Annotated in this window: 28 protein-coding genes and 1 pseudogene; 17 read left to right on the top strand and 12 right to left on the bottom strand. The window is 66.2% G+C overall.

All coding sequences use genetic code 11. The features are described from left to right. From MXF70_RS00585 to secY, 10 genes and pseudogenes are all read left to right on the top strand, one after another. Nucleotides 1-393, top strand: a complete 393-nt coding sequence (locus MXF70_RS00585; protein WP_248516648.1) for a 30S ribosomal protein S8 — start codon at nt 1-3, stop codon at nt 391-393. A gap of 3 nt (nt 394-396) precedes the next feature. Then, nucleotides 397-981 carry a 50S ribosomal protein L6 gene (locus tag MXF70_RS00580; RefSeq protein ID WP_248516647.1) on the top strand — a complete coding sequence of 195 codons (585 nt, stop codon included), beginning with the start codon at nt 397-399 and terminating at the stop codon, nt 979-981. Further along, nucleotides 981-1,139: pseudogene (locus MXF70_RS15315) on the top strand (helix-hairpin-helix domain-containing protein); the annotation flags it as partial. The gene MXF70_RS00580 and the pseudogene MXF70_RS15315, both read left to right, overlap by 1 nt. Nucleotides 1,140-1,160: 21 nt before the next feature. Further along, complete coding sequence (locus MXF70_RS00570; protein ID WP_310736364.1) at nt 1,161-1,943, top strand: 50S ribosomal protein L32e; 783 nt, start codon at nt 1,161-1,163, stop codon at nt 1,941-1,943. Next, a complete protein-coding gene (locus MXF70_RS00565) occupies nt 1,943-2,410 on the top strand; it encodes a 50S ribosomal protein L19e (RefSeq protein WP_248516646.1) in 468 nt (155 codons plus the stop codon). Before MXF70_RS00570 ends, MXF70_RS00565 begins: the two co-directional genes overlap by 1 nt. A gap of 1 nt (nt 2,411) precedes the next feature. Continuing rightward, nucleotides 2,412-2,957, top strand: coding sequence for a 50S ribosomal protein L18 (locus MXF70_RS00560; RefSeq protein ID WP_248516645.1), 546 nt, complete (start codon nt 2,412-2,414; stop codon nt 2,955-2,957). Next, on the top strand, nt 2,954-3,601 hold the full coding sequence (locus MXF70_RS00555; RefSeq protein ID WP_248516644.1) for a 30S ribosomal protein S5: 648 nt from the start codon (nt 2,954-2,956) through the stop codon (nt 3,599-3,601). Before MXF70_RS00560 ends, MXF70_RS00555 begins: the two co-directional genes overlap by 4 nt. Continuing rightward, nucleotides 3,601-4,065 carry a 50S ribosomal protein L30 gene (gene rpmD, locus MXF70_RS00550; protein ID WP_248516643.1) on the top strand — a complete coding sequence of 155 codons (465 nt, stop codon included), beginning with the start codon at nt 3,601-3,603 and terminating at the stop codon, nt 4,063-4,065. The genes MXF70_RS00555 and rpmD overlap by 1 nt, the downstream gene beginning before the upstream one ends. A 2-nt stretch (nt 4,066-4,067) precedes the next feature. Further along, on the top strand, nt 4,068-4,577 hold the full coding sequence (locus tag MXF70_RS00545) for an uL15m family ribosomal protein (protein ID WP_248516642.1): 510 nt from the start codon (nt 4,068-4,070) through the stop codon (nt 4,575-4,577). Nucleotides 4,578-4,580: 3 nt separating this feature from the next. Next, nucleotides 4,581-6,023 (top strand): preprotein translocase subunit SecY, encoded by a 1,443-nt coding sequence (gene secY / locus MXF70_RS00540; RefSeq protein ID WP_248516641.1) that lies wholly within the window; start codon nt 4,581-4,583, stop codon nt 6,021-6,023. A gap of 147 nt (nt 6,024-6,170) precedes the next feature. On the opposite strand, the gene MXF70_RS00535 is transcribed toward secY, so the two are convergent. From MXF70_RS00535 to MXF70_RS00520, 4 genes are all read right to left on the bottom strand, one after another. Next, nucleotides 6,171-7,184 carry an SGNH/GDSL hydrolase family protein gene (locus tag MXF70_RS00535; RefSeq protein ID WP_248516640.1) on the bottom strand — a complete coding sequence of 338 codons (1,014 nt, stop codon included), beginning with the start codon at nt 7,182-7,184 and terminating at the stop codon, nt 6,171-6,173. Nucleotides 7,185-7,308: 124 nt separating this feature from the next. Continuing rightward, on the bottom strand, nt 7,309-8,673 hold the full coding sequence (grxC, locus tag MXF70_RS00530; protein WP_248516639.1) for a glutaredoxin 3: 1,365 nt from the start codon (nt 8,671-8,673) through the stop codon (nt 7,309-7,311). A gap of 116 nt (nt 8,674-8,789) precedes the next feature. Then, nucleotides 8,790-9,833 (bottom strand): tRNA-intron lyase, encoded by a 1,044-nt coding sequence (gene endA / locus MXF70_RS00525; protein ID WP_259370374.1) that lies wholly within the window; start codon nt 9,831-9,833, stop codon nt 8,790-8,792. Between the two features lie 69 nt (nt 9,834-9,902). After that, nucleotides 9,903-10,748: a PDDEXK family nuclease gene (locus MXF70_RS00520; RefSeq protein ID WP_248516638.1), complete on the bottom strand. Its 846-nt coding sequence runs from the start codon at nt 10,746-10,748 to the stop codon at nt 9,903-9,905. A 510-nt stretch (nt 10,749-11,258) separates the two neighbouring features. Here MXF70_RS00520 and MXF70_RS00515 point away from each other — a divergent pair. Next, nucleotides 11,259-11,579: a HalOD1 output domain-containing protein gene (locus tag MXF70_RS00515; protein WP_248516637.1), complete on the top strand. Its 321-nt coding sequence runs from the start codon at nt 11,259-11,261 to the stop codon at nt 11,577-11,579. A gap of 631 nt (nt 11,580-12,210) precedes the next feature. Here the strand turns inward: MXF70_RS00515 and MXF70_RS00510 are convergent. Continuing rightward, nucleotides 12,211-12,489 (bottom strand): helix-turn-helix domain-containing protein, encoded by a 279-nt coding sequence (locus MXF70_RS00510; protein WP_248516636.1) that lies wholly within the window; start codon nt 12,487-12,489, stop codon nt 12,211-12,213. Nucleotides 12,490-12,612: 123 nt separating this feature from the next. Further along, nucleotides 12,613-13,152, bottom strand: a complete 540-nt coding sequence (locus MXF70_RS00505; protein WP_248516635.1) for a DUF7344 domain-containing protein — start codon at nt 13,150-13,152, stop codon at nt 12,613-12,615. A gap of 327 nt (nt 13,153-13,479) precedes the next feature. Between MXF70_RS00505 and MXF70_RS00500 the strand changes: the two genes are divergently transcribed. From MXF70_RS00500 to MXF70_RS00475, 5 genes are all read left to right on the top strand, one after another. Continuing rightward, nucleotides 13,480-14,463, top strand: coding sequence for a DUF1616 domain-containing protein (locus MXF70_RS00500; protein ID WP_248516634.1), 984 nt, complete (start codon nt 13,480-13,482; stop codon nt 14,461-14,463). A gap of 1 nt (nt 14,464) precedes the next feature. Next, the gene (locus MXF70_RS00495; protein ID WP_248516633.1) at nt 14,465-15,043 is read left to right on the top strand and encodes a metal-dependent hydrolase; all 579 of its coding nucleotides are present in this window, start codon (nt 14,465-14,467) and stop codon (nt 15,041-15,043) included. Between the two features lie 436 nt (nt 15,044-15,479). Beyond that, nucleotides 15,480-16,571: a DegT/DnrJ/EryC1/StrS family aminotransferase gene (locus MXF70_RS00490; protein WP_248516632.1), complete on the top strand. Its 1,092-nt coding sequence runs from the start codon at nt 15,480-15,482 to the stop codon at nt 16,569-16,571. Next, nucleotides 16,572-17,528 carry a Gfo/Idh/MocA family protein gene (locus tag MXF70_RS00485; RefSeq protein WP_248516631.1) on the top strand — a complete coding sequence of 319 codons (957 nt, stop codon included), beginning with the start codon at nt 16,572-16,574 and terminating at the stop codon, nt 17,526-17,528. It abuts the gene before it with no gap. Between the two features lie 272 nt (nt 17,529-17,800). After that, on the top strand, nt 17,801-19,276 hold the full coding sequence (locus MXF70_RS00475; protein ID WP_259370373.1) for a glycosyltransferase family 2 protein: 1,476 nt from the start codon (nt 17,801-17,803) through the stop codon (nt 19,274-19,276). A 97-nt stretch (nt 19,277-19,373) separates the two neighbouring features. On the opposite strand, the gene MXF70_RS00470 is transcribed toward MXF70_RS00475, so the two are convergent. The 5 genes from MXF70_RS00470 to MXF70_RS00450 all read right to left on the bottom strand — a co-directional run bounded on the left by MXF70_RS00470 (nt 19,374) and on the right by MXF70_RS00450 (nt 23,503). Then, nucleotides 19,374-19,733: a type II toxin-antitoxin system PemK/MazF family toxin gene (locus MXF70_RS00470; RefSeq protein WP_248516630.1), complete on the bottom strand. Its 360-nt coding sequence runs from the start codon at nt 19,731-19,733 to the stop codon at nt 19,374-19,376. Further along, entirely contained in the window at nt 19,730-20,104 is a 375-nt protein-coding gene (locus MXF70_RS00465; protein WP_248516629.1) for a MarR family transcriptional regulator, read from the bottom strand. Before MXF70_RS00465 ends, MXF70_RS00470 begins: the two co-directional genes overlap by 4 nt. Before the next feature lie 64 nt (nt 20,105-20,168). Beyond that, nucleotides 20,169-21,170, bottom strand: coding sequence for a GNAT family N-acetyltransferase (locus MXF70_RS00460; RefSeq protein WP_248516628.1), 1,002 nt, complete (start codon nt 21,168-21,170; stop codon nt 20,169-20,171). Between the two features lie 126 nt (nt 21,171-21,296). Beyond that, nucleotides 21,297-22,472: a polysaccharide deacetylase family protein gene (locus MXF70_RS00455; protein WP_248516627.1), complete on the bottom strand. Its 1,176-nt coding sequence runs from the start codon at nt 22,470-22,472 to the stop codon at nt 21,297-21,299. Further along, nucleotides 22,469-23,503 (bottom strand): DUF354 domain-containing protein, encoded by a 1,035-nt coding sequence (locus tag MXF70_RS00450; RefSeq protein WP_248516626.1) that lies wholly within the window; start codon nt 23,501-23,503, stop codon nt 22,469-22,471. The genes MXF70_RS00455 and MXF70_RS00450 overlap by 4 nt, the downstream gene beginning before the upstream one ends. Nucleotides 23,504-23,679: 176 nt before the next feature. Between MXF70_RS00450 and MXF70_RS00445 the strand changes: the two genes are divergently transcribed. Further along, nucleotides 23,680-24,375, top strand: a complete 696-nt coding sequence (locus MXF70_RS00445; protein WP_248516625.1) for a helix-turn-helix domain-containing protein — start codon at nt 23,680-23,682, stop codon at nt 24,373-24,375. 8 nt (nt 24,376-24,383) lie between these two features. Here MXF70_RS00445 and MXF70_RS00440 read toward each other — a convergent pair whose 3' ends face one another. Next, the gene (locus tag MXF70_RS00440) at nt 24,384-25,316 is read right to left on the bottom strand and encodes a glycosyltransferase (protein ID WP_248518419.1); all 933 of its coding nucleotides are present in this window, start codon (nt 25,314-25,316) and stop codon (nt 24,384-24,386) included. Nucleotides 25,317-25,376: the final 60 nt, after the last annotated feature.

Raw genomic sequence — 25,376 nt, 5'->3', positions numbered from 1 at the left:
ATGACAGCAGACGATCCACTGGCGAACGCGCTCTCGGGCATCGACAATGCGGAGAGCGTCGGGCACCTCACCCACGAGGTATCGCCCGCCTCCGAAGAGGTCGGCAGCGTGCTTTCGGTCCTCTACGATCGCGGTTACATCGAGGGATTCGAGCACGTCGACGACGGCAAAGCCGGTCGCTTCGAGGTCGAACTGAACGGCGCGATCAACGACTGCGGTCCCGTCAAGCCCCGCTACTCCGCGGGTGCCGGCGAGTACGAGAAGTGGGAGAAGCGGTTCCTCCCCGCTCGCGACTACGGCGCCCTCGTCGTGACGACGAGTCACGGCATCATGAGCCACTACGAGGCTCGTGAGGAAGGGGTCGGCGGGCAGGTGATCGCCTACGTGTACTAGACAATGCCACGAACAGACATCCCGATCCCCGAGGCCGTCGACGTCGAGATCGACCATCTCGACCTCACCGTCTCGGGCGACAACGGTAGCGTGACGCGGCGGCTCTGGTACCCCGACGTGACGATCTCCCTCGAGGAGGTCGACGTCGAGGCCGACGGCGACGATGCGGACACCGAGTCCGTCGACGCCGTCGTTATCGAGAGCGACGCCGACGACGCCAAGACCATGTCGACGCTGGGCACCTTCGAGTCCCACGTCGAGAACATGTTCCACGGCGTCTCCGACGGCTGGACCTACGAGATGGAAGTGTTCTACAACCACTTCCCGATGCAGGTCACCGTGGAGAACGAGGAGGTCGTCATCGAGAACTTCCTCGGCGAGCGCGCCCCGCGACGGGCGCCGATTCACGGCGACGACACGCAGGTCCAGGTCGACGAAGAGGAGATCACCGTCTCCGGCCCCGACAAGGAGGCCGTCGGCCAGACTGCCGCGGACATCGAACAGCTCACACGCGTGAACGACAAGGACGTCCGCGTCTTCCAGGACGGCGTCTACATCACGAACAAGCCGCGCAAGGGTGGTGCCTGATGAGCGATTCATCCGAGATCGAGGATCTCGCTGGCGTCGGTGCCAGCAAGGCAGACGCACTGCGCGAGGCCGGCTACGAGTCCGTCGAGGACGTTCGCGCCGCCTCTGTCGACGAGCTCTCGGAGGTCGAGGGCATCGGCAACGCGCTTGCAGCACGCATCAAAGACGACGTCGGCGATCTGGAGGTCGAGGAGGACGACTCCGAGGACGATTCCAGCGCCGATAGCGAGTCCACCGACGCCGACGACGAGTCCGACGACTCCGAGGCGGACGAGGAGGACCGCGACCTCGACGACATCAGTGGCGTCGGTGCCAGCAAGGCCGACGCACTGCGCGATGCCGGCTACACCACGCTCGACGACGTGCGTGGGGCCAGCCAGTCCGACCTCTCCGGCGTGGAGGGCGTTGGCAACGCGCTGGCAGCCCGCATCAAAGCGGACGTCGGTGACCTCGACGTCGACGCCGAGCCGGAAGGCGAAGTCGAAGACGAGGGTCCCGAGGATGCGGACGAGGACGTCGAGACCGAACTGCGCGCCCGCGGACACGCGGACAAGACGCCGGAGCTCTCCGAGGAGGAAGAGCGGCTCCTCGAGCGCCGGAGTGCCGTGTCTTCGCCGCAGTTCAACCGACAGGACTACCACAAGAAGAAACGCGTGCCGTCTTCCTGGCGCGCACCACGCGGCCAGCTCTCGAAGCAGCGCCGCGGCATCAAGGGCAAGGGCGCAAAGGTCGCGGCGGGCTTCCGTTCGCCGACGGCCGTTCGCGGTCGCCACCCCAGCGGTTTCGAGGAGGTCCGCGTCCACAACACGGACGACCTCGATGGCGTCGACGGCGACACTGAGGCGGTACGCATCGCCTCCGGCGTCGGCGGTCGCAAGCGCGAGCGCATCGAGGACGAGGCCGAGGAGGCCGGCATCCGTGTGCTCAACCCCACCTACGAGGAAGTCGAGGTGAGCGAGTAATGACTGACCTCAGTGCCCAGAAGCGACTCGCGGCAGACGTCCTCGACGTCGGCGAGAACCGCATCTGGCTCGACCCCGAGGAACAGGACGAACTGGTTGACGCGATCACCCGGGAGGACATCCGAGAGCTCGTCGACGAGGGCGCGGTACGCGCCAAGCCCACGTCCGGCAACTCCCGTGGCAAGGCCCGCGAGCGCTCCGAAAAGCGCGCCTACGGGCACCAGACCGGGGCCGGCTCCCGCAAAGGGAAGTCCGGTGGCCGCCAGTCCGAGAAAGATCGCTGGACGCGCACGGCGCGCGCCCAGCGACAGACGCTCCGCGAGCTGCGCGACGACGGCGTCGTGACGCCCGCCCAGTACCGTGCGCTCTACAACAAGGCGCGCGGGGGCGAGTTCCCCGACGTCCGCCGTCTGCTCAACTTCGCGGAGGACGAATACCAGATCGACATCGACAGGAGTGAGTACTAGTATGGCGACAGGACCACGATACAACGTTCCGATGCGGCGTCGGCGCGAGGTCCGGACGGACTACCACCAGAGGTTGCGCCTGCTGAAATCCGGCAAGCCCCGACTCGTGGCGCGCACGAGCAACGGGCACGTCAGGGCGCAGCTGATCACCACCGGACCCGACGGCGACGAGACAGTAGCGAGCGCACACTCCGCGGACCTGGCCGAGTACGGTTGGGAGGCTCCCACCGGGAACCTTCCGAGCGCGTACCTGACTGGGCTTCTCGCGGGCAACCGTGCGGTCGAAGAAGGCATCGAGGAGGCCGTGCTCGACATCGGCCTGAACAGCCCAACGCCGGGTAGCAAGGTGTTCGCGATCCAGGAGGGCGCGATCGACGCGGGCCTGGAGATTCCCCACAACGAGGCGGTGCTGTCGGACTGGGAACGCAACCGCGGCGAGCACATCGCCGACTACGCGGAGTCGCTCGACGATCCGCTCTACAGTGGTGAGTTCGACGCGACGGAGCTGCCCGAGCACTTCGATACGGTCAGGGAGGAGCTGCTATGAGCGACAACTACAACGACGACGGCTGGGAACCGGTCACCCGGCTCGGCCGGCAGGTTCAGGAGGGCGAAATCGACACGATGGAGGACGCCCTCAACTCGGGTCTCCCGCTGAAGGAGCCCGAAGTGACCGACCGGCTGCTGCCCGGGCTGGAAGACGAAGTGCTGGACATCAACATGGTCCAGCGGATGACCGACTCCGGACGGCGCGTGAAGTTCCGCTGCGTCGTCGCAATCGGCAACCGCGACGGCTACGTCGGCTACGCCGAAGGGCGTGACGACCAGGTCGGCGCCGCGATCCAGAAGGCCATCGAGATCGCGAAGCTGAACATCATCGACGTCTCCCGTGGCTGTGGATCCTGGGAGTGTGGCTGTGGCCGTCCCCACACGGTCGCGCTGCGCACGCAGGGCAAGGCAGGCTCCGTCGAGGTCACGCTCCAGCCCGCACCGCGCGGGCTCGGCCTGGCCGGCGGCGAGACGCCCCGTCACGTCCTCGAGCTCGCAGGTATCGAGGACGCGTGGACGGAGGCCAGCGGAAACACCCGTACCACCGTCAACTTCGCGAAGGCGACGTTCAACGCTCTCCGCAAGACCGCGGAGGCGCGCGTCCCCGAGTACGCCTTCGACCAGCGTGAGGTGATCGAGTGATGTACGCAGTCGTGCAGCTCCGTGGGGAGGTCAACGTCTCCGAGGACGTCGTCGATACTCTCGAGATGCTGAACCTCCACCACGTCAACCACGCGGCGCTCGTCCCCGCAACGGACACCTACGAGGGAATGATCACGAAGGTTCACGACGTCGTGGCTCACGGTGAGCCATCGACCGACGTCGTGGCCACGCTGGTCCGATCTCGCGGCGAGCCCCTCGAAGGGGAGGCCGAGATCGACGACGAGTGGATCGATTCGAACACCGACTACGACGACGTCGACGCGCTGGCCGAGGCCCTTGTCGCCGAGGAGACGACCCTCCGCGATGCGGGTCTCTCCCCGGTCCTGCGCCTGCACCCGCCCCGTGGCGGTCACGACGGCATCAAGCAGCCCGCCGGGTCCGGCGGCCAGCTCGGCGTCCACACAACAGAGCAGATCGACGAACTGCTCACGTCGATGCGATAACAATGACGAGCAAGAAACGACGCCAGCGCGGCTCTCGCACGCACGGCGGCGGCACCCACAAGAACCGACGTGGTGCCGGCCACCGCGGCGGCCGGGGTCGTGCTGGCCGCGACAAGCACGAGTTCCACAACTACGAGCCGCTGGGCAAGCACGGCTTCAGCCGGCCCCAGTCCGTCCAGGAGGAGATCCTCGAGATCAACGCCTCCAAACTCGACGAGGACGCCGCGCTCTACGCGGCAGAGGGCCTCGCCGAGGCCGAGGGCGACGGCTACGAAATCGACGCTCGCGAGATCGTCGAGGACGGGTTCGAGGCCGACGCGGTGAAGGTTCTCGGCGGCGGGCAGGTCCGCGGCGAGCTAACCGTCGTCGCCGACGCCTTTTCCGCCAGCGCCCGCGGTCTCATCGAGGAGGCCGGCGGCGAGGCGGTCCTCTCCGAGCGCGGCGAGGCCGCGGCCGAGGACGAGGAGGACGCCGAAACAGAAGACGTATCACCGGAGTCCGCTGGGGAGTAATCAATGGGCTGGAAGGAGGTCGCCGAACCGGTGCTCTCGCGGATGCCGGTCGTGCGTCGACCGGACTCGCACGTCCCGTTCAAGCGGAAGCTGGCGTGGACGGCGTCCGTGCTCGTACTGTACTTCTTCCTCACGAACGTCCTTCTGTGGGGAATGTCGGACAGCGCGGACGCATTCGGGCAGTTCCGAACCGTCCTCGCCGGCGCGCAGGGGTCGCTCCTGCAGGTCGGGATCGGCCCGATCGTCACCGCGTCGATCGTGCTACAGCTACTGGGCGGTGCTAACCTCCTCGGTCTCGACACCGACGACCCGCGGGATCAGGTGCTCTATCAGGGGCTCCAGAAGCTGCTGGTCGTAATCGTTACGCTGCTGACGGCAGTTCCGATGGTGTACGCCGGGTTCATCCAGCCGGATCAACAAGTAGCGGCGCAGCTGGGTGTCAGCACCTCTGCGATCCGCCTCCTGCTGGTCACGCAGATATTCATCGGCGGGCTCCTGATCCTCTACCTCGACGAGATCGTCTCGAAGTGGGGCGTCGGTAGCGGGGTCGGGCTGTTCATTATCGCTGGCGTCAGCCAGCGCCTCGTCGGTGGGTTCCTCAGTCTCGACGGCGGCTTCTTCGCCAACTGGTTCGACATCATCACTGGCCGGACACCGATCGGCCCGATCATCGGCGGCGGCGGACTGATGGACATCCTCCTCGCTCCGGGGAACTTGCTGGCGCTGATGACCACGATCTTCATCTTCATCGTGGTTGTCTACGCCGAATCCGTCCGGATCGAGATCCCACTCTCGCACGCTCGCGTCAAGGGCGCCCGGGGTCGGTTCCCGGTGAAGCTCATCTACGCGAGCGTTCTGCCGATGATCCTCGTTCGCGCGCTGCAGGCGAACGTGCAGTTCTTCGGCCAGCTCCTGAACCGACAGGGCATGATGCCGGCGTGGCTTGGCGTCTACACCGACGGCAATCCGGTCGGCGGGCTGATGTACTATCTTGCGCCGATCTACACGCCCCAGGACTGGATGTGGTTCGCGGGCCAGACGCCCGCGGGAATCGAGGCCTGGCAGATCATGATCCGCGTCGGTATCGACCTCACCTTCATGGTGGTCGGCGGCGCGATCTTCGCGATCTTCTGGGTCGAGACGACCGACATGGGGCCGGAAGCGACGGCCAAACAGATCCAGAACTCCGGGATGCAGATCCCCGGGTTCCGCCAGGACGTCGGCGTCGTCGAGAAGGTTATGGAGCGGTACATCCCGCACGTGACCGTCATCGGCGGTGCCCTGGTCGGCCTGCTCGCCGTCATGGCCAACATGCTCGGCGCCATCGGTGGCGTCTCCGGTACGGGGCTGCTGCTGACGGTCTCCATCACGTACAAACTGTACGAGGAGATCGCCGAGGAGCAGCTCATGGAGATGCACCCGATGATGCGCCAGATGTTCGGCTAGCGACGCCGGGGATCTGAACCGCCAGTCGCTCTCGGGTTTTCCTTTCGCGTTTCTCTGTTTTCCGCGTTCCGTTGCTCCCGATTTTCCTACTCCGCGTTCACATCGAACCACCGTTGGACTCGACGCCGAGCTCCTGCTGGCGACTGATTACTCCGGTAGCTGCGCTATTCGATCGGCGAGCCGCCGACCAATCTGTGCCAGTCCGTGATCGCCGGGATGAAGCACGTCGGTCGTCAGTCCCGTGGGCTCCAGTAGCTCGGACCCCTCGACGATCTCCACGTTCTCGTTCGCGGACTCCGCGACGATCGTTTGGAGTGCGTGCCGGAACGCCTCTGCGCGTTCGGCGTCGTCGCCCCGCACCAGATCGGCGTGGTAGGGAAAGAGCGTGATGCAGACGACGGGCGTCTCCGGGTGGGCGCTGGCGACGGTGTTGATGAGTGTGCGTGCGCGGTGGCGGAACTGCGCGAGCGTGAATCCACGGTTCGCCATGTTGACCGAGAGTGCGAGCGTCGCCACGTCCCAGTCCTCGCGGTCGGCGATGTACTCGGCCATCGCGGGTTCACAGAACGCTGATCCCGAGGTGCCCAGATTGATCGGATCGACCCCGAGCGCTCTGGCCGCCTGTGCGACGTAGGTCAGATGGGGAGCCGCGCCAGCGCCCTCCGTGATCGAGGTGCCGTAGGCCAGGTATCGGCGGTCGGGCCGTTCGTCCACCGTCGGCGGTCGGCACGGTCCCGCGACGTCGTGAAGTGCGACGGGCGCGGCGTCCGCAAAGCGGAGCCGACAGACCCGGGGATCGAAAGCAGCGGTATCGCCGCCGTCGACATCGAGATTCTGGATCCGATCTGGCACCTCGAAGTCGGCGGTGGTCGGCGTCGGTCCGACCTCGATGGGTTCGGTCGGCTGGAACTCGCCCCAGAACGGCCAGACTACGGTGCGTTCGGGTGCGGACAGTGTAATCTCGACGCTCCCGGCGGCGTCTGGCACGAATCGGAGTTCACAGCCGGTCGGATGTCGAAGTCGCTCGCGGGCGGCGACGTTCAGATTAGCACCGACTGTGTCGGGAATGCGGGCGAATCGGTGGCCATCAACAGCCCACTCCGCGGAGTCGAGTTCGGCGACGTTGTGGGGCGAGACCGACGGATACACGTCGGACTCCATAGTTGCTGTTTCGTTACCGACGGTGGAGTTTATAGCTGTGTTTCGGCGACTGTGAGGCGGCGCAACCACTGGGTCGGTCAGTTCCGTGCCAGCGTCTGCAGACAATCACAACCGCCGATCGCGATCAGTCGTCGGCCTGCCCGGCAGCGGTTTCGGCCTCACCGGTCGCGGTCAGATCGGCCTCGTTCTCGAGCCACTCGTCTGCGTCCATGGCCGCTTTGGAACCCATCCCGCCGGCGGTGATCGCCTGCTGGTAGTGGAAGTCGACGACGTCGCCAGCACCGAAGATCCCCTCGACGTCGGTGGCCGTCTGACCGCCCTCGAAACCGCCCGCGACGCCGAGATAGCCGGCGTCGTCCATCTCGACGCCGGTGCCCTCGAGGTAGTCCGTGTTCGGCGTGTGGCCGATGGCGTAGAACACCGCGCCCACGTCGTGGTCGAAGACTTCGACCTCTCCGTCGAACTCGGGATCGTCGAACTTGTCCTTCGGGTGGCCGTCGGGGTGGCGCAGGAGGGTGACGTGGTCGACGCCGTCGGCCTGCGAGCCGTGAATCTCCGCGAGTTCGGTGTTCCGCATGATCTCGACGTCGCCGTCCTCGACCTTCTTCTCGATGCGGTCGATCCAGTAGTCCTCTGCGCGGAACTCCTCGCGGCGGTGTGCGAGATAGACCGTGTCTGCGAACTTCGTCAGGAAGTGTGCCTCCTCCATCGCGGCGTCGCCGCCGCCCACGACGAGCATGTCTTCGTCGCGGAAGAAGGCGCCGTCGCAGGTCGCACACGTCGAGAGACCGTACCCCATCAGATCGTCTTCGCCGGGAACGCCGAGGGTGCGCGCGCTGGCGCCCGAGGCGGCGATGATCGCGTCGGCGGTGTAGACGTCGCCGTTCGTGAGTTCGACGCGGAACGGGCGGTCGTCGGCGTCGACGGTCTCGATGATGCCGTTCTCGAACTCGGCGCCGAACTTCTCGGCCTGCGCGCGCATCTCGTTGATGAGCTCGGGGCCGGAGATCCCCTCGGGGAACCCGGGGTAGTTCTCGACGTCCGTGGTGAGGGTGAGCTGCCCGCCCGGTTCGTCGCCCTCGATCACGAGCGGATCGTTGTTCGCTCGGCCGGCGTAGATCGCCGCGGTCATGCCCGCGATGCCGCTGCCAGCGATGACGAGCCGTCGGTGCTCGACGTCGTCGCCGCCGTCGGCAGCGACTGCTCCGGCGGCGTCACCTGTCTCAGCGAGTCCGAGTTTCGCGTCCAGCTCGCCGGCTTCCTCCAGTGCGGACAGGTCGTCGTACCCGCCGATCAGCTCGTCGTCGACGAAGATTTCGGGTGCGGTCTTGCGGCCCTTCGCCCGCTCCACCATCTCCTCGAACAGCGCCTCGTCGCCCGTTACTATGTACTCCTCGTACTCGATTCCCTTCGAGTCGAGGAGGTCTTTGGCTTTCTCACAGTAGGAGCAGTTCTCCTTCGTGTAGACCTCGACGTGGGGTTGGCTCATGTGGAGTTATAGGTGCTCCTCGCTGTAATTAGCTTGCGTTGTTCGAAGGGAACGGTTGGCACAGACGTCCAGTGGCTTCGCGTACGGTATAGTTCGCTTCCGAAGATCTGCCCGGTTCAGGGCGTTAACCGCTCGATGGAGACCCACTCCACGGCGCCGTTCTCGGGCCAGGCCACGACGAGCTGCTTTCGCACGCCGTGAGCGAGCCGAACGTCGAGCGCGAGGTCGCGAGGGTCGAAGGCGAACGCCGAGGGCACCACGCGAACGAGTCGTTCGGAGTGGCCGAGATCGTCGACGGACTCGACGCTGGAGTAGGTCCGGAAGTCCGCGCCGAACTTGAACCCGGTCTTTGGAACGACGCCGTACTCTCGCAACGCGGCGTAGACCTGCAGCCGTCGGTCGAACCGATCGCCCTCCACTGCACGCCCCCGCTCGACGACGGCGTCGTAGCCGCCCTCTACGGTGAGGGCACCTGCAGCCACGAGCTGGGCAGTTTCGACGAGTGAAAGCTGGAGCGCGTCGACGCCCTCGTCGCGTTTGCCGAGTGGCTGGCCGTAGAAGGACTGCTGGTAGAGCGCTTCTGGTGGTTCCCAGCAGAGCGCTCGATCGGCGAGGAGCGTGGCCTCGACGGTGCGATCCCACTCGGGCGTCGCGGTACCCTCCCACTCGGCCGCCTCGGTCTCGAAGTAGGTCACCTCGCTCTCTTCGTCGACGATCGCGAGCGTACAGCCCCCCAACTCGGTTGCGGGCACGGACTCACGTTCGCCAACGACCCGAACGCGGTACGCCACGGCGTCGTCCTCGGGGCCTTTCCCCCGCGGGTAGACGACGAAGTCGATCGTCTCGTCGGGGTCGCCGACCCAGCCCTCGCGTGCGGGCGAACAGTAGAACCCGCGCTCCCGGAGGTCGAGGTAGACCAGAAAGCAGAGTGCAGCCCGGTCGCCACCGTGGACGCTACCTGCGCCCTCCCGGAGGAACGTCTCGAACCCCACGCCGTCGACGGCGTCGATGTCGCCCCGCAGCAGGAGGTGGGCGGCTTCGACCCACGACAGCGCAATCTCGTTCCCCTCGAGAGGGTAGCCGTACCCCCGGGCGTCGTAGAATCGCTGCCGTGCGTCGCCGCCGACCACGACGAGACCGTCCTCCGTGCGGGCGTCCATACGCAGATGGGCGCCGCCCGCACTCAAAGAGGCGACGGTCCACAGTCACGCAGAGCAGGCGATCCGACGTCACTCCTGCCGGTCACAGGCGGAGTCGAGACACCGCCGCCCGCTAGCGAGTTCGAAGATCGGGAGTCCACACTCGCAGTCGTCGACGACGGTCCCGGTCGGCATCCCGAAACTACCCTCGCAGTCGGGGAACGCATCACAGCCCAGCAAGATACCGCCTCGCTGGAGCACGCGAAGGTCCTCGCCGCAGTCCGGACAGTCCCACTCGCGATCGAATCGCTTCTGGACCGCATCGAGCAGCGGCTCGCAGCTCCGATCGAGGCAGACGTCGAGTGGTGCGCCGCGCTCGACGCGAAGCCGGGGGAGGCCACAGGAACAGCGCTCCTCGCGGACGGTCGCGCCGTCGGGAAGGCCGTACCGCTCGGCACAGCCGATACAGCTGACTGCGCGACCCGAGCGGACGAGCGTCCCTTCACAGTCCGGACACTCGCCGACGGGGTGGCCAGCGCGAGTCGCCGGATAGCTGGCGTAGCCGTCCTCGGTGTGGGCGAGGACGCGCAGCCGTTCGTCGCCATCGCGGGCGTCGACGGTGAACGCCGCACCGTCGTCCTCGATTGCGGATGGATCGGTCCCCGCAATTCGCGACCCGACGATCGTGCGTGCGCCTTGGCGCTCACGGCCGTCCTCCGAACGCGAGCAGGATACTGACGCCGCGCGGGTGAGCCACGCGACGGGCTGATAGCCGTCTGCGTCGTGGACGAGCACCGTATTGTCGGGCTTGATTACGACGGTGACGTGGCCGCGTCGTTCCTCCCGACGATCGCCGTCCGCGACGACGGTGCAGTCCCCGGAGAGGACGCGGATTGCATCGCCGCCGTCGCCGAGCACCTCCGTGGTAACAGGCATGAACCGGGTTCGCCGCGGGTTCAGTGATAAAGCTGTGCCCACGACCGCGGTAATGCCGGGCCTACAAGTGCAGTAACTGTGACCTACGAACTGTTACGACCCGGGTACGCATCGGCCCAAAACGCAGGACGGCGGGCAGATGCTCTCTGCTCGACCGCGAACGATCTCGCCCGTTTTTGAAGGGTGACGGTCAACGGACGGTCGATGACCGATCCAGCATCACTGACGGTGACACACGGGTAGTCTACCGTGCGGGATCGTCGAATACGGGACTGAACGATCGCATTGTGGCGGATTCGTCACGGACACCGGGGCAGCTCAGTCGGTGATAGTCGGTCGCTGACTGACGGTCTGCTGCGCCGAACTGTCCATACATGGGGGAGAGAGCAGCGCATACGTCCATATAATTGCCAAATTTCTTCAAACACGAGTGAATTTGCGGAAGATTCTCACAAGGCATATATACCGTTGTCACAACACCTCGACTGAGGTTCGGGGGAGAGATTGACAATGCGCGAAACTGACGCAGAAATCGACAGTGGCGGAGTACAGGAGGCAACTCGTTCCAGCGAGTTCGAATCAGTGTCGACGCGACGGTACAGCGTGGCTCCCGACGAGCCACTCGACGTCGCAGTCGTGTACGCGGTGGCAGCGTCGAAAGGCGTCGACCCGATGGGGCTCGACGAGCCACTCAACGGTGCTATCGACGCGGACGCACTCCGGCAGCTATTCGCGTCCGCAGGGGACTCGCTCACCGCGAGATTCGTCCTCGACGGCTGTGAGGTTTCCATCGTCGACGGCGGCGACGACGTCATCGTATCTACTCGTTAGCACTTCGATACCGACGCTCGATTATACCCGGTGCCAGTCACGCAGAGCCAGTACTGGCGGGTGTGATGATCTCCGGAATTCTCCAATAACGACATTCCTACTACGGACGTATGGGGCCCATACTCCCCAAATTCGCGGTTCTGGGGCGGTGACGGTTCTGCCTTGTCCAGTAGCTATTTATCCACGGATGTCCTGGGAGCGTACTGTATGTCCCAGTGGCTCTCGGACGACGAACTCGAGCGAATATCACAGTTCGCAAACACACCTGGCTACGAGCGATCGCCCGAGATGTTGGCCCCCGAGGAGAGCGAAGAGTAGGATACACGATCGACGCCGATTTTTCTCGATCGCGTCTCGCAGGTGAACAGTTGCCACGTTTGGCCAGTCGTTGTAGCAGACACCGCACGCCCCCGAGCGTGGCCGATCGGTGGCCTCGGTCGACTCTGCAGACGGACGCTCGAGGAGCAACCCTGTGTCATTGGGTGTACTGTGAGCGAGCGGAACTGCAAGAGGGAGAGACACAGCGTCTACGGAGCGGGGAAGAACGAATGTGTGGCGTGGAGATATCACGAATCCGTGTGATCGACGGAGTCGACGACCGACCCAGTGAGTGATCGACCGCACCCGATGGCTAGTCGATCAGGTTCTCCGCCTCCATCTCCGACCAGACGCGGTCACCTTTCTCGGTGATCCCGTAGATTCGGCCCTTCCGTCGATCCTCCGGCACCAGCAGCTCGACCACAGAGCGCTCACGGAGCTCCTGAAGCGCCCGCGAGACGTGTGCGATCGAGATGCTGGTCTCGTCGGCGATGCGCGAAGGCGTCGCCGGTCCGTTCGCGAGACAGCTGAGGACCTCGGTGCGGTAGTTCGAACTGATCACGTAGCCGATTTCGTCCCACTCGTCGTTCATGATTTGCTGTGCTCGTGGACTGTTGGATCGTTCGAAGCAGCCGAGCGAGTGCTCCGGGGGTCAGTCTGGTCACGGGTCGTCGGCGCGGGTCGTCGGTCGTCTGTGGGCTGTATCACGGTCGGATCACTCGTCCTCGATGAGCGCAAGTGTGTCTCGCTTCGATCGACGGGCGTAGACGTAGTTCGCGAGCGCAATCACTGCGATCGCGCCCAGGACGAACAGTCCGATGCGGAACTGGATCGCATTCCCGCCGCCGGCCAGCGGGGCGAGCAAGACGCCGACGAGCCCCGCGAGAGCAACCCCGAGGTAGAGCCACTGCCAGGGAACGTCGGTCCCGTTCCGATCGAGCTGCTCGTCGATGTCGTCGGCTTTCGCGGTAAGTGCGACGTTGCCCGTCTCCGAGTCGTAGGTGACGACGCCGACCTCCTCGAGCTTGGGCACGTGAGTCTGGTACAGTGAGACGTACGCGCGCTTGCGCTGCTGACTGGTCAGCTCGTCGACGGGCACGTCGTTTTCTTTGGCTGCGATCTGTGCTGCGAGCTCCGTCAGCTGAACGGGCTCCTCGACGCGCTTGAGGTAGTGTAGCACGAACCGCCGACGCGGATTGCTGAGCAGGTCGAAGATCGTGTCGAGTGACGACAACTCTTGATCGGTTTCTGACATTAGCTGGGTCGTTTGTAGATGCCGGCTGTGGCGGCGTGGATCCGCTCGGTACAGCGAACCTTTCCGGAGTCTAGCACTTTGTTACAACCCGGTTTCCTCCGGCGATTCCGATCAAATCGCAGGATAGCGGCGCCGTATCCGTTCACACCACGATCGAAGCCCCGCGACGGAATGGCCCTCCCACGCCTGCAGGAGTCCGCTCCTACTGGCGCTATGGCGAGTATAACAATACAGGACCGGTCCCCGAGTTCCGCCCAGAATGAGTTCTCTGGCTGCCCGTCGTCTCACTGACCGATCCACCGAACGATGACGTACGGTGAATCTCGCATGCCCGCGTGGCAACGTGCGCTGTCAGATCGCGTCGCCGCAGACGTCGTCCTCGCGTGGATACTCGCTGCCGTCACTTACCTCGTCGTGGCGATCGACGCACCGGCGGCGATCCGGATGGCCATCGGCGGCTCGGCGCTGTTCGTCCTTCCGGGATACGTGCTCGTCGCAGTACTGTTCCCGCACAGGGGGCCAGTGGCCGCGCCGGGTCGGCTATCGTCGCTCCGCGGGCTCGACAGAGTGACCGCTCGCGAGCGCATGGCGCTGTCTTTCGGACTCAGTCTCGCCTTCCTCCCCGTGCTCGGAATCGGTATCGCGCTCTCTCCCTGGGGGTTCTCCGAGGCCGCGATCGTCGGTGGTCTCGTCACCTTCGTCGCGGTCGGTGGGCTGATCGCCGCGCTCGTTCGCCGACGTCTTCCGCCACAGGATCGGTTCCGGATCCCCCTCGCCACCTGGGCCGGCGAGCTCCGGGCAGCGCTGCTCGACGGATCGCCAGGCGAACGAACGGTCAACGCGCTCGTCATCGCGAGCGTCGTTCTGGCGTTGCTCACCGTCGGGGGTGCGCTCGCGATGCCCCAGGACGGCCAGACGTTCACGAACTTCGCCGTCCTCACCGAGAACGACGACGGACAGCTCATCGCCGGCGACTATCCCTCCGAGCTCGGCCCCAACGGGTCGGCCTCGCTGGTGACCGCCGTCGAAAACCACGAGCAAGAGACGATCAACTACACGGTCGTCGTGACGGTCGAGCGGAACGCAAGCGCGGACGCGTCCGACCGGACTGTGGAACTCGACCGCTACAGTGCGAGCGTCGATCCAGGGGAGCGATGGTCCCATCGACACGCGTTCCAGCCCACGATTTCCGGCTCCCAGCTCCGCGTCCACTACTACCTCTACCGGGGTGGGGCTCCGGCGGACGCCGACGCGGCCACGGCGTACCGGCATCTCTACTTCTGGCTCTCCGCACCATCCGGGGACGCCTGAGATGCTGCCCTGGGAGCACGCCGCGGTCGGCTATCTGGCCTACTCGCTGTACGCCCGCGTCGTCCATCGCCAGCCACCGCGTGGCGACGCCGTCCTCGCGGTCGCGTTTGCCGCGCTCCTCCCCGACCTCATCGACAAGCCGCTGGCCTGGGGTGCCGGCGCACTACCCAGCGGCAAGTCGCTCGCGCACTCGCTGCTGTTCGCTGGTCCGGCGATCGTCCTCGCCGGCCTCGCTGCGGGCCGACGCATCGCGGTCGCGTTCGCGCTGAGCTACCTGCTCCACCTCGGCGGCGACGTCCTGTTCCCGGTCGCGCTCGGGCACGCACCCGCGTACCGATTCCTGTTCTACCCGCTGATCGAACTTCCGGCGGCGGACACGCCGGGACTGTTCGCCAGGGCCGGCGAAGTCATCCACACGTTCTACGAGTTCCTCCAGACGTCCCGTGGCCGGATCTACGTCCTCTTCGAGGGTGCGCTTCTGGGCACGACGGTCGTGCTCTGGCTGTTCGACGGCCGGCCCGGCCTCGCGACGATCCGGCGGTGGCTCCTCCCCGAGCGAGCGGATCCCTTCAGCACGTAGGGGCGCGCTCGATCGCGGTATCTCACTCGTCGTTCTCCCACCCGATCCCTGTCCAGTCTCTCCTACCGTCTCCCTGTCCAGTCTCACCACCCCGCAAAGTCTCACCACCGCTCCCTGCTCAGTATCGTACTCCATCTCACTCACCCTGCCCCACCCCTTCTCCGGCAGTCTCGCACCTACTCTCTCACCCGCTCAGCCACACGCCCTCTGGGCCGTCCAGTCTCGCACCCACTCTCTCTGCAGGCAGGTCGCGTTCGCTGGGGCGTAGCCGGTCTGTACCGCGTGCGCAATGCTCGCTATAACAATACCCGGTTCGTCGGTAGCACGCTCACACGCCCCGCCGTTGGGGACACGTCACAATGACAGTAGCCAGAGTTCGGATCGCGACGCGGGCATCGCTATCGAACAGTACGGCCGGACCGAGGGGGGTGGTCCGGTGAGCATTCCGATCGCCGCTCCCGATCTGGGTGCGCGCGAACTCTCTCGCGCGATCGACGTCGTCGAGAGCGGTCGGCTCGCCGACGGGCCGGCCGTCAGAGAGTTCGAGACGGCGTTCAGCGACTACTGCGACGCGACCCACGGCGTCGCCGCGGCGAACGGCACGGCGGCACTCACCACCGCCTTGCGATCGCTCGGGATCGGCGCGGGCGACGTCGTCGTGACGACGCCGCTGTCCTTCGTCGCCACCGCGAACGCCGCACGGCTCGTGGGTGCGACGCCGGTGTTCGCGGACGTCGACCCCGCGCGCTACACGCTCGATCCCGACGCCGTGCGCGCGACGATCGAGGACTACGACGGCGAGGTGGACTGCATCGTCGCCGTTCACCTCTACGGGCTGCCGGCACCGATGGACGAGCTGGGATCGATCGCCGAGGAGTACGACGTTCCGCTCCTCGAGGACGCCGCACAGGCCCACGGCGCCGAGATCGCCGGCCAGCCCGTCGGCTCGCTGGGCGACGCTGCCTGCTTTTCCTTCTACCCGACGAAGAACGCGACGACGGGCGAAGGAGGCATGATCGTCACGGACGACGACGCGATCGCGGCCCGGGCCCGGCGCTACGTGAATCACGGCCGGAGCGACGCCGACGTCCACGAGTCCGTCGGCCACAACCTCCGGATGACGAGCCTCGCCGCCGCGATCGGCGGCGCACAGCTTAGGAAGCTCCCGCGCTACACTGCTGCTCGTCGGCGCGCGGCCGAGCGCTACACAGAGGCTCTTGAAGCGACGCCATCGGTGCTCGCACCGATCGAGCCCGCCGGGACGCGCCACGTCTACCACCAGTACACCGTGCGGACGCCCGATCGAGAGGCGCTTCGGAGCTACCTCGAGCGCAACGGCGTCGACAGTGGGATCTACTACCCGACGCCGATCCACCGACAGCCAGCGTACGATCGTCCGGCAACGCTCCCGGTCGCCGAGCAGGCAGCGGAGGAGGTGCTGTCGATCCCGGTGCATCCGGGCCTCTCCGCCGCCGAGGTCGACTCGATCGCGGAGCTGCTCGCAACGTTCGACCCGGAGGCTGCGTAGATGAGCGAACTCACAGCCGGCGTGATCGGCGTCGGTTCCATGGGGCGCCACCACGCCCGCGTCTACCACGAGCTACCGGGCGTCGACCTCGGTGGCGTCTACGACGTCGACCGCGAGCGCGCAGATGCCGTCGCGACGAACTACGGGACCGAGGCCTACGACCTGCAGTCACTCTTCGACGCCGTCGACCTCGTCTCGATCGTCGTCCCGACGGAGTACCACGCGGAGCTCGCGAACGCCGCGATCGACGCCGGCGTCGACCTCCTCGTCGAGAAACCGATCGTCGACGACGCCGAGGTCGGTCAGGAGATCGTCCGTGCCGCGCGGGAGGCGGACGTGACGCTCCAGGTCGGCCACGTCGAGCGGTTCAACCCCGCCGTGCGGGCGCTCCAGGACGTCCTCGCCGACCGCGAGATCATCGCCGTGGAAGCGAGGCGACTCGGCCCGCCCTTCGACGGCGACCGCGGCGTCACCAGCGGCGTCGTCTTCGACCTGATGATCCACGACCTCGACGTCGTTCGGTCCGTTCTCGACGTGACCGCCCGGGACGTCGACGCACGCGCCGGCGCGAACGGCGAGTACGTGACCGCGACCGTCGACTACGGCGACGGCGTCGTCGGCACGTTCACCGCGAGCCGCGTCACCCAGAAGAAGGTCCGCGAGCTCTCGATCACCACCACGGACTGCGTGGTCACCGTCGACTACATGGAGCAGTCCGTCAAGATCAACCACCGCTCGCTGCCGGAGTACGTCGAGACGAACGGCGACGTCCGCTACCGCACCGAGAACGTCGTCGAGCGCCCGACCGTCGAGAACGGCGAACCGCTCAAACGCGAACTCGAGGGGTTCGTCGACGCCACGAGGAACGGGGACGACCCCGTCGTCACCGGTGAGCAAGGCCTGGAGGTGCTCCGAACCGCCGAGCGGGTGGCTGGCGCTGCGGGTCGCGAGCACTGAGTACCCACCGAGAACCAGATTCCCCGACGTCCGCCCGGTCGTTCTTCTATTCCGCTTCGCTCCCCCTGTTCGTCTCTTCCGTTCGAGTCCCCTGCCCGTCCGCTCTGTTCGCCTCCCCTGCCCGTCCGCTCTGTTCGCCTCCCCTGCCTGTCTCTTCCGTTCGCCCGCTGTGCGCTCCCCTCGCCCCGTAGCAGCGCCATACCGATCGCTGCTGAGCGTGCACTCGCACCATAACAAACCGGTAGCCGTCGGAGGGATCGCTCGAGACCGACATGTACGAGGACCACACTGTCGCCGTCGTGATTCCGACCTACAACGAAGCTGGATTCGTGGGGACGGTGATCGAGACGATCCCCGACTACGTCGACCGAATCTACCCCGTCGACGACTGCTCCACGGACGGCAGCTGGGAGGAGATCCAGACCGCCGCCGCCCGAATCGACGGGACGGCGCCCGGCGATCACGAGGCGCGAGGTACTGAGGAAGCGTCCGGCGATGACGAGGCACGAGGAGATCGCGAGACACCAGGCGATGGCGAGACTCGCCCAGAGGACGATCCCTCGATGAGCGCCGACGGCGGCACCAGAACCACGGTGGCCGCGGGAGCGGATGCGGTACAGGCCGACGACTCCCCGCGGACGAACGGCACAGCCCCGGGGAATAGCGGCGAATCGCCCGCCAGCACCGGCGCTGCAGCGCCGTTCGATCGCCGCGTCGTTCCGATCCGTCACGAGCAGAACCGGGGCGTCGGCGGCGCGATCAAGACCGGCTACCAGCGCGCTCGGGCCGACCGGATTGACGTGACCGTCGTGATGGGTGGCGACGGGCAGATGGACCCCGACTGGATGCCGGACCTGCTCGAACCGGTCGTCGACGGCCGCGCGGAGTACGCCAAGGCGAACCGCCTTCTTCTCGACGAGCACCACGAGACGATGCCCCGGCACCGCTTCGTCGGCAACCACATTCTCACGATGCTCACGAAGATCGCGACGGGCTACTGGTCCGTCGGGGACCCACAGCACGGTTACACGGCAATCTCGCTCTCGGCGCTCGACGACGCCGGCATCGACGAGATGTACGAGTTCTTCGGCTACTGTAACGATCTGCTGATCCGGCTGAGCGCCGCGAACTGCCGCGTAGCGGACGTCCCCTGTCCGTTGACCTACGCAGACGAGGAGAGTCACATCGCGTACAGCTCCTACATCCCCCGCGTCTCGGGGATGCTCCTTCGATCCTTCCTCCGCCGGCTTCGAACGGATCGCGGATCCTCGGGCGGCCGCGGACGGCTGGCGCTGTTCGTCGGCGGCGCGATCGCGACGGTCGGCGGGGTACTCGGCGTGACCGCATCCGGGATCGCGGCGGGCCGCTCCGATGACTCACGAAACGCTCGGCGTTCGTCGAATGTCTCGCAGGAGAAGACGACGAACGACGAGAGTGCCTCCGCAGACACCGACGCGGCTGCGTCGGTCGACACTGACGTGGCGACCTTCGCCGAGAGCGACACGGGTGCTTCAGCCGCGAACGATGCCGCTACCTCGCCCGAAATCGAGCCGGCTGCCGCGGACCCGCGCGACGAACCGGCGGGCAGTGGCGGTTCGTCGAGCGTCGCACGCTGGGCCGTCCTCGCCATTGCAGGCGTCGCCGCGCTTCTGGGCGCGATGCTCCTCGATGCAGTGATGAACAGCAACTACAACTACACCGAGCGGATTCCGGACGGATCCGGCCCGAGAACCGAGGAATCGGAGTAGTGCAAGAACCGGAGTAGCGTATGAATCGGAGGGACGAACCGAACGAGACGGGATGGCGGCCCGGTTCTCTCACTTTTCGGCTCGAAGAGGTGTATAGCTACGTCACCGATTCGAGTTCGGCAACGAGAGAGCCAACTGCCTCGCGTACCACGTCGCTCTCTAGTCGTCCCTGCCAATAGTCGACGTCGGCTTGACTGATGGACTGGACTCCCCAGGGAACGACGTGGCTCTTCTCTGGCGTCCCTCCACGCAACCAATCAGACGCGTCAACTTCGATCAGTCCCTCCATCCACGTCCGCGTCGTCAGTGTCAGCGCGACGTACTGCTCGCCATGGAACGGCCGCCCCTCGTGATTCGAAACGATCACCCAGGGCCGCCCAGCGGCAGAGCCTTTGAACGGATCAGCACCGTAGACGACGTCTCCTGGCTGGAAGATTGGCACCTCGTCTTCGCTCACGTGTCGTCCTCCGAAACGCTTGGATGGGTATCGTCCGGTGTGTGCTCGCGCCACGCACCACGATCTTCTTCGCCCAGTTGCTCGTTGAACAGGGCCGTCGCTCGGGCGTAGCCGTCGTGGGCCTCCAGACGTTCTTCATCGATGGTGACCGCCCAGTAGTTGCCCTTGTGTTCCACGAGCCCACGCTCTTTTAACCGCGTCAGGGCCGTGCTTACGGCACCGTCGTCCCGATCGGTTCGATGGGCAATTTCACTGGCTTTGAACGCGCGATCGTCGTTCACACCGAGGAATGCGAGCACTCGATCGGCAGTCGAGAGCGCTTCCAGTTCGCTCTCACTGGATCGATCGAACCGCTCCCGGTCGATGGACATAGATGTGACTACTGTAGGTAGTGTAATGAGCGTTATCGTCGAAATAGTCGAAAACGACGGTCCGTTATCGCGCGACGAGACTGTACGCCTTCTTCGCGACGTCCATCCCCGCACCGCCGGATTCGACGACGTAGTAGGGAACCAGCTCGGCGCCGAACTTGCTCTTGTAGCGGCAGAGTCGCTCGGTGTTCGCGCCCATCAGGTCGTACGTCGTCGCGCCGCGGGGCGCGTCGGTCGCCAGATCCTCGATGATCGTCCAGTGGACGAGGCTGTTGACGGCGGTGCCCTCGTAGGTCGCGCGGGCGCCGCCCTGCCAGTAGTAGGCCGCGTCGTCGGAGTATAACGCCGTGACGCCGCTAAGGAACTCGTCGTCGGGACCGCGAACGACGTAGGCGCGTGCGCGGTCGCCGAGTGCGTCGAAGAGGTCGCCGACGTACGGCCAGGTGAGCCGGAAGGGGCGGTCTTGCTCGGCGTAGCGCTTGCTCGTCTCCTGGTAGATCGCTTCGGCGCCGTCGAGCCCCTCGCGTCCGACGGTAACGTCGAGATCCGCCGCGTCGCCGATCTCGCGGCGGAGGCTCTTCGAGAAGTCCGTTCGGATCGTCTCCGGATCGCTGCCTTCTGTATCGAGCCGGTAGGTGAACGCCGTGTCGAGATCGAGATCCGACCAGACGTAGGGACGAGGATCGAGATAGTCTGCGTTGCAGGTCATCCGAAACAGCGTCGTCCGCCCCTCGACCTCGAGGTCCTCGAGGACCAGCTCCGCGAAGGTCCGATTGACCTTCTCGCGTTTGCGCTGTTTCGGGCTCGCGGGCATCACGACGGGGCCGAGTCGCGGAACGCCGAGCCCGGGTGGTGGCGAGAGCGCTGCGGTGCCGACGGAGCGATCCTGCACGATTGCCGGGAGGAGCGCGACGGGCTGCTGGCCTTTGAAACCGCCGTAGAGTCGGAGCTCGCCCTGGCTGTGGGTGTCCAGGACGTCGAGCGCCGCGGGATGGTGGAACGGCTCGGTACCACCAGTCGGAAGCGCGTCGGCCCACTCGTCGAGGGTGAGTCGGTGGAGATCCATCGAACGCGCGGAGCCACGTAGCAACGGGTGATTGTTAATGTCGCAGTACTCGGAACGCAGGCGGTTCGTTCGTCGAGGTTCGCTCCGCAGGTGCGTCGAATGGGGCCGTGAACCGTCGGGAGTCGATCACTCCGGATGGTCGAGTTCGCCGTATAGATCGCCCGGCGATCCGACCCACGCGCCGAGCTCCAGCGCCCGTTCGAGCAGATAGCGGTACAGCTCGGTGTGCCCCGGCCAGTCGCCGTCGTTGAATACGCGGGGATGCCAGAGCACCGTCGCGATCGCTCCGCGATCCGCTGCCTGCTCGAGGATCCGGTCACACGCTGCTCGCGCCGCGTCGGGGTTCTCGGCCGGATTTGGCATCGCCACGTCCATCATCGTCAGCGGGAAGGCGACGAACTCGTCGTCGAACGGGCGACCGATCGTGTCGCCGTAGTCGAAGCCGATCTCGGTCGAGGAGCCGACGGTCGCGTCGTAGCCCAGTCCGAGCGCGGCGTGGTGCTCCCAGGTCTCGGGGAGCGTCCGGTTGAGGTAGTGCTGGCGACCGCCCAGGACGGGCTTCCCGAAGACGGATTCGAGGTGTCGTTTCTCCGCGCGAAGCCGCCGCCGGTCGTCGTAGGACTCGTAGGAGCCGTGAAGGCCGACCTCCCAGCCGCCGCGGTCGAGACGCTCCATCAACTCGACGATCTCGGGATCGTCGAGGGAGTACCGATCCGCGTAGAGCTGCCAGGCGTCGAGGTCGAACCAGTCTCGGATCGGTCGGTCCCCGAACAACCGTTGCTCGTCGAGGAAGTAGAAGGCCGACCGGACGCCGAGTTCGGCCTCGATCGCGAGCAGCCGGTCGAAGGTCCAATTTGGCCGTCTGCCGGGCAGTAGATCGAGGAGCTGCGTCGGATCCCGATCACGGAGCGCGTAGAACCCGGCCTGTGCGAACTTGTAGGGTCTGTCGACGTCGTGGGTTAGACACAGTGCGAAACTGTGGTCGGGGAGGAGATCCTCACCGACCTGCGGCCCGCCCTCGGCGATCCGCCCGACGACCTCCGACTCGTCGACGGTTTGCTGGGCGCCGGTTGCTCCGTCCCGATCGCTGACTGCAGTGCCATCGCTGGCTACGGTCTCGTCGCTGGCGGATAGACCGTCGCCGGTCGACCGATCGTCGTACCGTCGCACGTCCTGTCGCGAGGTCGCCTCGTTGAGCGGTCGCGGCGGCTCCTGGCGCCCGTCCGCTCGACGCTCCGGTTTGGAGGGGGTCTCCGGTGGTAGCCGCTCGTCGGCTGCCGGCTCCGAGGCGTCGCTGCTCACGTCGCCACCCCCTCGATCTGGTCGAGCATGTACTCGGAGACGTCGACGGTTTCCTCGAGGAGTGCGCGGCGCTGTCGGTCCCACCGGTCGCGAGCGGCCGGGTCGGTGGCCAGTTCGATCGCCCGATCGATGGCCTCGTCGCCGTCGGTCGTCGAGTGGACGAGATCGAACCGTTCCAGCTCGTGGAAACAGCCGAGCACGTCGCCGTCGCCGAAGGAGTCGACGCGCACCGACGGCGTCCCGAGCACGGCGGCCTCGATCGCCATCGTGTCCGAGTCGCCGAGAAACACCGAGGCCTCTGCGAGGAGGTGGTGGATGGCCTCGGGCGGGACAGGCACCGGCTCGCCGGGGAGATCCGCCGGCGGGTCGTCCTCGCTGCTCACGTAGACTGGGCCGTGCTCGGCGAGCTCCGTTGCTACCCGGCGTTTCTGCGCCGGCGAGAGGCCCGCTTCGCCGACGTCGTGGTAGGCGCCCATCGAGACGAATCGGAGCACCGAGTAGGGCTCGTCGGGATCGACGCCGTGCTCTGCGAGCAGGTCAGTGTCGGTCTCGAACAGAGTGGGGTGGAGGTAGGCGAGCTCGTGAAACCCATGGTAATTGTGATGGTTCTCGCCGAGGTCCTGCTGGACGCCGGTAGGTGAGTAGACCGCGGTCGAGAGCGGCGCGAGGACGTCCGCGAGCGTGCCGGCGGTCTCGCTGTCGTGGAAGACGAGGTTCGGCGTCCGCGTGAGCCGCGCTGCGCCGACGGCCGCGGGGTTGAGCTGGCTCACGATCACGTCCGGCTCGAACCGCCGAACGTAGTCGACCGTCTTGAGCGTCCGGAGGCCCCACTCCGGCGCGAGTGTCCACGCTGGCGCGCGCTTGCGGGAGAGTACCTCGTGGTCGATGCCGTACGCGTCGAGTAGCTGCGTCGTCACCTCTTTCTCCCTGGCCGTGACGCCGACTGCGTGCTCTCCGGCGGCCAGCGACTGGATCGCGTGTCTGAACAGGTGGACGTGCGCAGGATGAGTGACGTCGAAGTGAACGCGCATTGGATCGATCGACAGGATGGCCGAACCCACCGGAGTTTGTTATTGCGCGGATACCGGTGCTACGCCCGCCAGCCCCACCGAGTGCGATGGCCGTGACCACCTGTCGTGCTAGCAGCTACCCAGCGACTAGGTGTTGGCCGATGAACATTTTTTGTGCGGTTGTTTATCCCAACGCGATGAGCGACCTTGCGGAACTCACTCTCACCGATCCGATCTTCTTCGGACCGACGTTCGAGGCCGTCCCGGGGCTGGCGTTCGACTTCGAAGACGTCCACTACGTCCAGGCAGAGGGGGACGCGACACAGTACGCGTTTTTCCTCTGGGCGACCGGCTGTGAGACCGGGGCGTTCGAGGCCGCGCTGACCGACGACGCCACCGTCGACTCCTGGGCCCAGCTCGTCGAGTTCGACGATCGAGCGCTCTACAGGGTCTGGACGCACGAACTGTCCGAGTCGGAGGCACCGCTGGTCTACCCGCTCTCGCGGCGCCACGACGTGACGGTGCTCGACACCCACCGGGACGCGAGCGGGTTCCACCTTCGCATCCGCGCGCCGACCAGGGAGGCACTCAAGGCGTTTCAGTCTGCGCTCACAGCTCGAGGTGCCACCGTCGAGATCTCCCGGATCACTGCCGACGATCAGTCGGGCTCTGGGGCGTGTCCACTCACCGAGAAGCAGTCCGAGGCGCTGGCGCTCGCCTACGAGCAGGGATATTTCGCGACGCCGAAAGAGGTCACCCTATCCGAGCTCGCGGCGGAGTTCGGGACGACCCGCCAGACGCTCTCACACCACGTTCGGAGCGCGGTCGAGACGCTCGTCGCACGCAACGTCGAACCCTCCGCTTCGACCTCGGTGACCGAAGAGTTTGCCTGACCGGATTCTCAGCGCGACTGGCCCACGACCGACTGGTAGACTTCGTAGAGCCGATCTGCCGTCGCGTCGACGCTCAACTCGGCGGCGACCCGCTCGCGGCCGTTCGAGCGCTCGCCGCTTTCGGCGATCTCGGCGACTCCGCGGGCCAGTCGCCGATCGTCTTCGGCGACGACCGACGGCTCGACGCTCTCCAGGCGCTCGGCAACGTCGCCGACCCGCGTCGCGACGACCGGAAGGTTCGCCGCCATCGCCTCCTTGACGACGTTGGGCGAGCCCTCGCTCTTCGACGTCAGGATGAGGACGTCGGCCGCGTTCATGTACGTCGCCACCGCCTCGTGGGGCACGCCGCTGATCGTCTGGAGCGCAAGCGTGCCAGATAGCTGGTCGTTCGCTGCCTCGACGATCGCCTCCGCGCGCGGGAAGTCCTTGATCTCCCGTGCGGTGTCGTAGGGAAAGAGGACGTGTCGATGCTCCGGGTTCCAGCCGACGGCCCTCTGGGCCGCTCGCTGTTCCTGGGGCGCGAACCGGTCCAGATCGACGCCGTGGGGGATCACAGCGGGGTCGAAGGGCAACGCGTCGGCCATCTCGGTGGACATCACGACGACCTCGTCAGCGCGCGCGGCACAGCGGCTCGTGATCGGCCCGTAGCGCCCCAGGAGATCCGACCCCCAGAGCGAGACGACCACCGGGAGGTTGGGCTGTGCGAGCGCTGCTGGCGCTGTCAACCCGTAGTTCGCGTGAACGAGGTCGTACTCGCCGAAGGACTCCCGGATCGTCGTCGGGAGCAGCCGGAGGTAATCGACCACAGACCGGTTCGAATCGGGGCCGTGATCGTTCGGCACCGTGATCGTCGTGCTCTCGACGCCTCGTGCCTCCAGCGCATCGACCTGCTGGACGAAGAATCGGGCCCGGTCGTTGGTCACGAGGTTCAGCACGCGCATCGTGGTGTCCGCGGCGTCTGTATCGTTCGTGGTCGCCGTGTCCGCGTTGTCCGTGGACTC

The sequence above is a fragment of the Salinarchaeum laminariae genome, assembly GCF_023204835.1.
GTDB lineage: Archaea > Halobacteriota > Halobacteria > Halobacteriales > Salinarchaeaceae > Salinarchaeum > Salinarchaeum laminariae.
This window is presented reverse-complemented; position numbering and strand designations above follow the sequence as displayed.

Excerpts from the sequence above, each read along its gene's own strand:
- MXF70_RS00585 (WP_248516648.1), top strand. The coding sequence starts at position 1 with ATGACAGCAGACGATCCACTGGCGAACGCGCTCTCGGGCATCGACAAT.
- MXF70_RS00515 (WP_248516637.1), top strand. The coding sequence starts at position 11,259 with ATGCGCGAAACTGACGCAGAAATCGACAGTGGCGGAGTACAGGAGGCA.
- grxC (WP_248516639.1), bottom strand. The coding sequence starts at position 8,673 with ATGAGCCAACCCCACGTCGAGGTCTACACGAAGGAGAACTGCTCCTAC.
- MXF70_RS00505 (WP_248516635.1), bottom strand. The coding sequence starts at position 13,152 with ATGTCAGAAACCGATCAAGAGTTGTCGTCACTCGACACGATCTTCGAC.
- MXF70_RS00475 (WP_259370373.1), top strand. The coding sequence starts at position 17,801 with ATGTACGAGGACCACACTGTCGCCGTCGTGATTCCGACCTACAACGAA.
- MXF70_RS00500 (WP_248516634.1), top strand. The coding sequence starts at position 13,480 with ATGCCCGCGTGGCAACGTGCGCTGTCAGATCGCGTCGCCGCAGACGTC.
- MXF70_RS00445 (WP_248516625.1), top strand. The coding sequence starts at position 23,680 with ATGAGCGACCTTGCGGAACTCACTCTCACCGATCCGATCTTCTTCGGA.
- MXF70_RS00460 (WP_248516628.1), bottom strand. The coding sequence starts at position 21,170 with ATGGATCTCCACCGACTCACCCTCGACGAGTGGGCCGACGCGCTTCCG.
- MXF70_RS00565 (WP_248516646.1), top strand. The coding sequence starts at position 1,943 with ATGACTGACCTCAGTGCCCAGAAGCGACTCGCGGCAGACGTCCTCGAC.
- MXF70_RS00450 (WP_248516626.1), bottom strand. The coding sequence starts at position 23,503 with ATGCGCGTTCACTTCGACGTCACTCATCCTGCGCACGTCCACCTGTTC.
- MXF70_RS00580 (WP_248516647.1), top strand. The coding sequence starts at position 397 with ATGCCACGAACAGACATCCCGATCCCCGAGGCCGTCGACGTCGAGATC.
- MXF70_RS00495 (WP_248516633.1), top strand. The coding sequence starts at position 14,465 with ATGCTGCCCTGGGAGCACGCCGCGGTCGGCTATCTGGCCTACTCGCTG.
- endA (WP_259370374.1), bottom strand. The coding sequence starts at position 9,833 with ATGGACGCCCGCACGGAGGACGGTCTCGTCGTGGTCGGCGGCGACGCA.
- MXF70_RS00440 (WP_248518419.1), bottom strand. The coding sequence starts at position 25,316 with ATGCGCGTGCTGAACCTCGTGACCAACGACCGGGCCCGATTCTTCGTC.
- MXF70_RS00555 (WP_248516644.1), top strand. The coding sequence starts at position 2,954 with ATGAGCGACAACTACAACGACGACGGCTGGGAACCGGTCACCCGGCTC.
- MXF70_RS00465 (WP_248516629.1), bottom strand. The coding sequence starts at position 20,104 with ATGTCCATCGACCGGGAGCGGTTCGATCGATCCAGTGAGAGCGAACTG.
- MXF70_RS00560 (WP_248516645.1), top strand. The coding sequence starts at position 2,412 with ATGGCGACAGGACCACGATACAACGTTCCGATGCGGCGTCGGCGCGAG.
- MXF70_RS00485 (WP_248516631.1), top strand. The coding sequence starts at position 16,572 with ATGAGCGAACTCACAGCCGGCGTGATCGGCGTCGGTTCCATGGGGCGC.
- MXF70_RS00520 (WP_248516638.1), bottom strand. The coding sequence starts at position 10,748 with ATGCCTGTTACCACGGAGGTGCTCGGCGACGGCGGCGATGCAATCCGC.
- MXF70_RS00535 (WP_248516640.1), bottom strand. The coding sequence starts at position 7,184 with ATGGAGTCCGACGTGTATCCGTCGGTCTCGCCCCACAACGTCGCCGAA.
- MXF70_RS00510 (WP_248516636.1), bottom strand. The coding sequence starts at position 12,489 with ATGAACGACGAGTGGGACGAAATCGGCTACGTGATCAGTTCGAACTAC.
- secY (WP_248516641.1), top strand. The coding sequence starts at position 4,581 with ATGGGCTGGAAGGAGGTCGCCGAACCGGTGCTCTCGCGGATGCCGGTC.
- MXF70_RS00545 (WP_248516642.1), top strand. The coding sequence starts at position 4,068 with ATGACGAGCAAGAAACGACGCCAGCGCGGCTCTCGCACGCACGGCGGC.
- rpmD (WP_248516643.1), top strand. The coding sequence starts at position 3,601 with ATGTACGCAGTCGTGCAGCTCCGTGGGGAGGTCAACGTCTCCGAGGAC.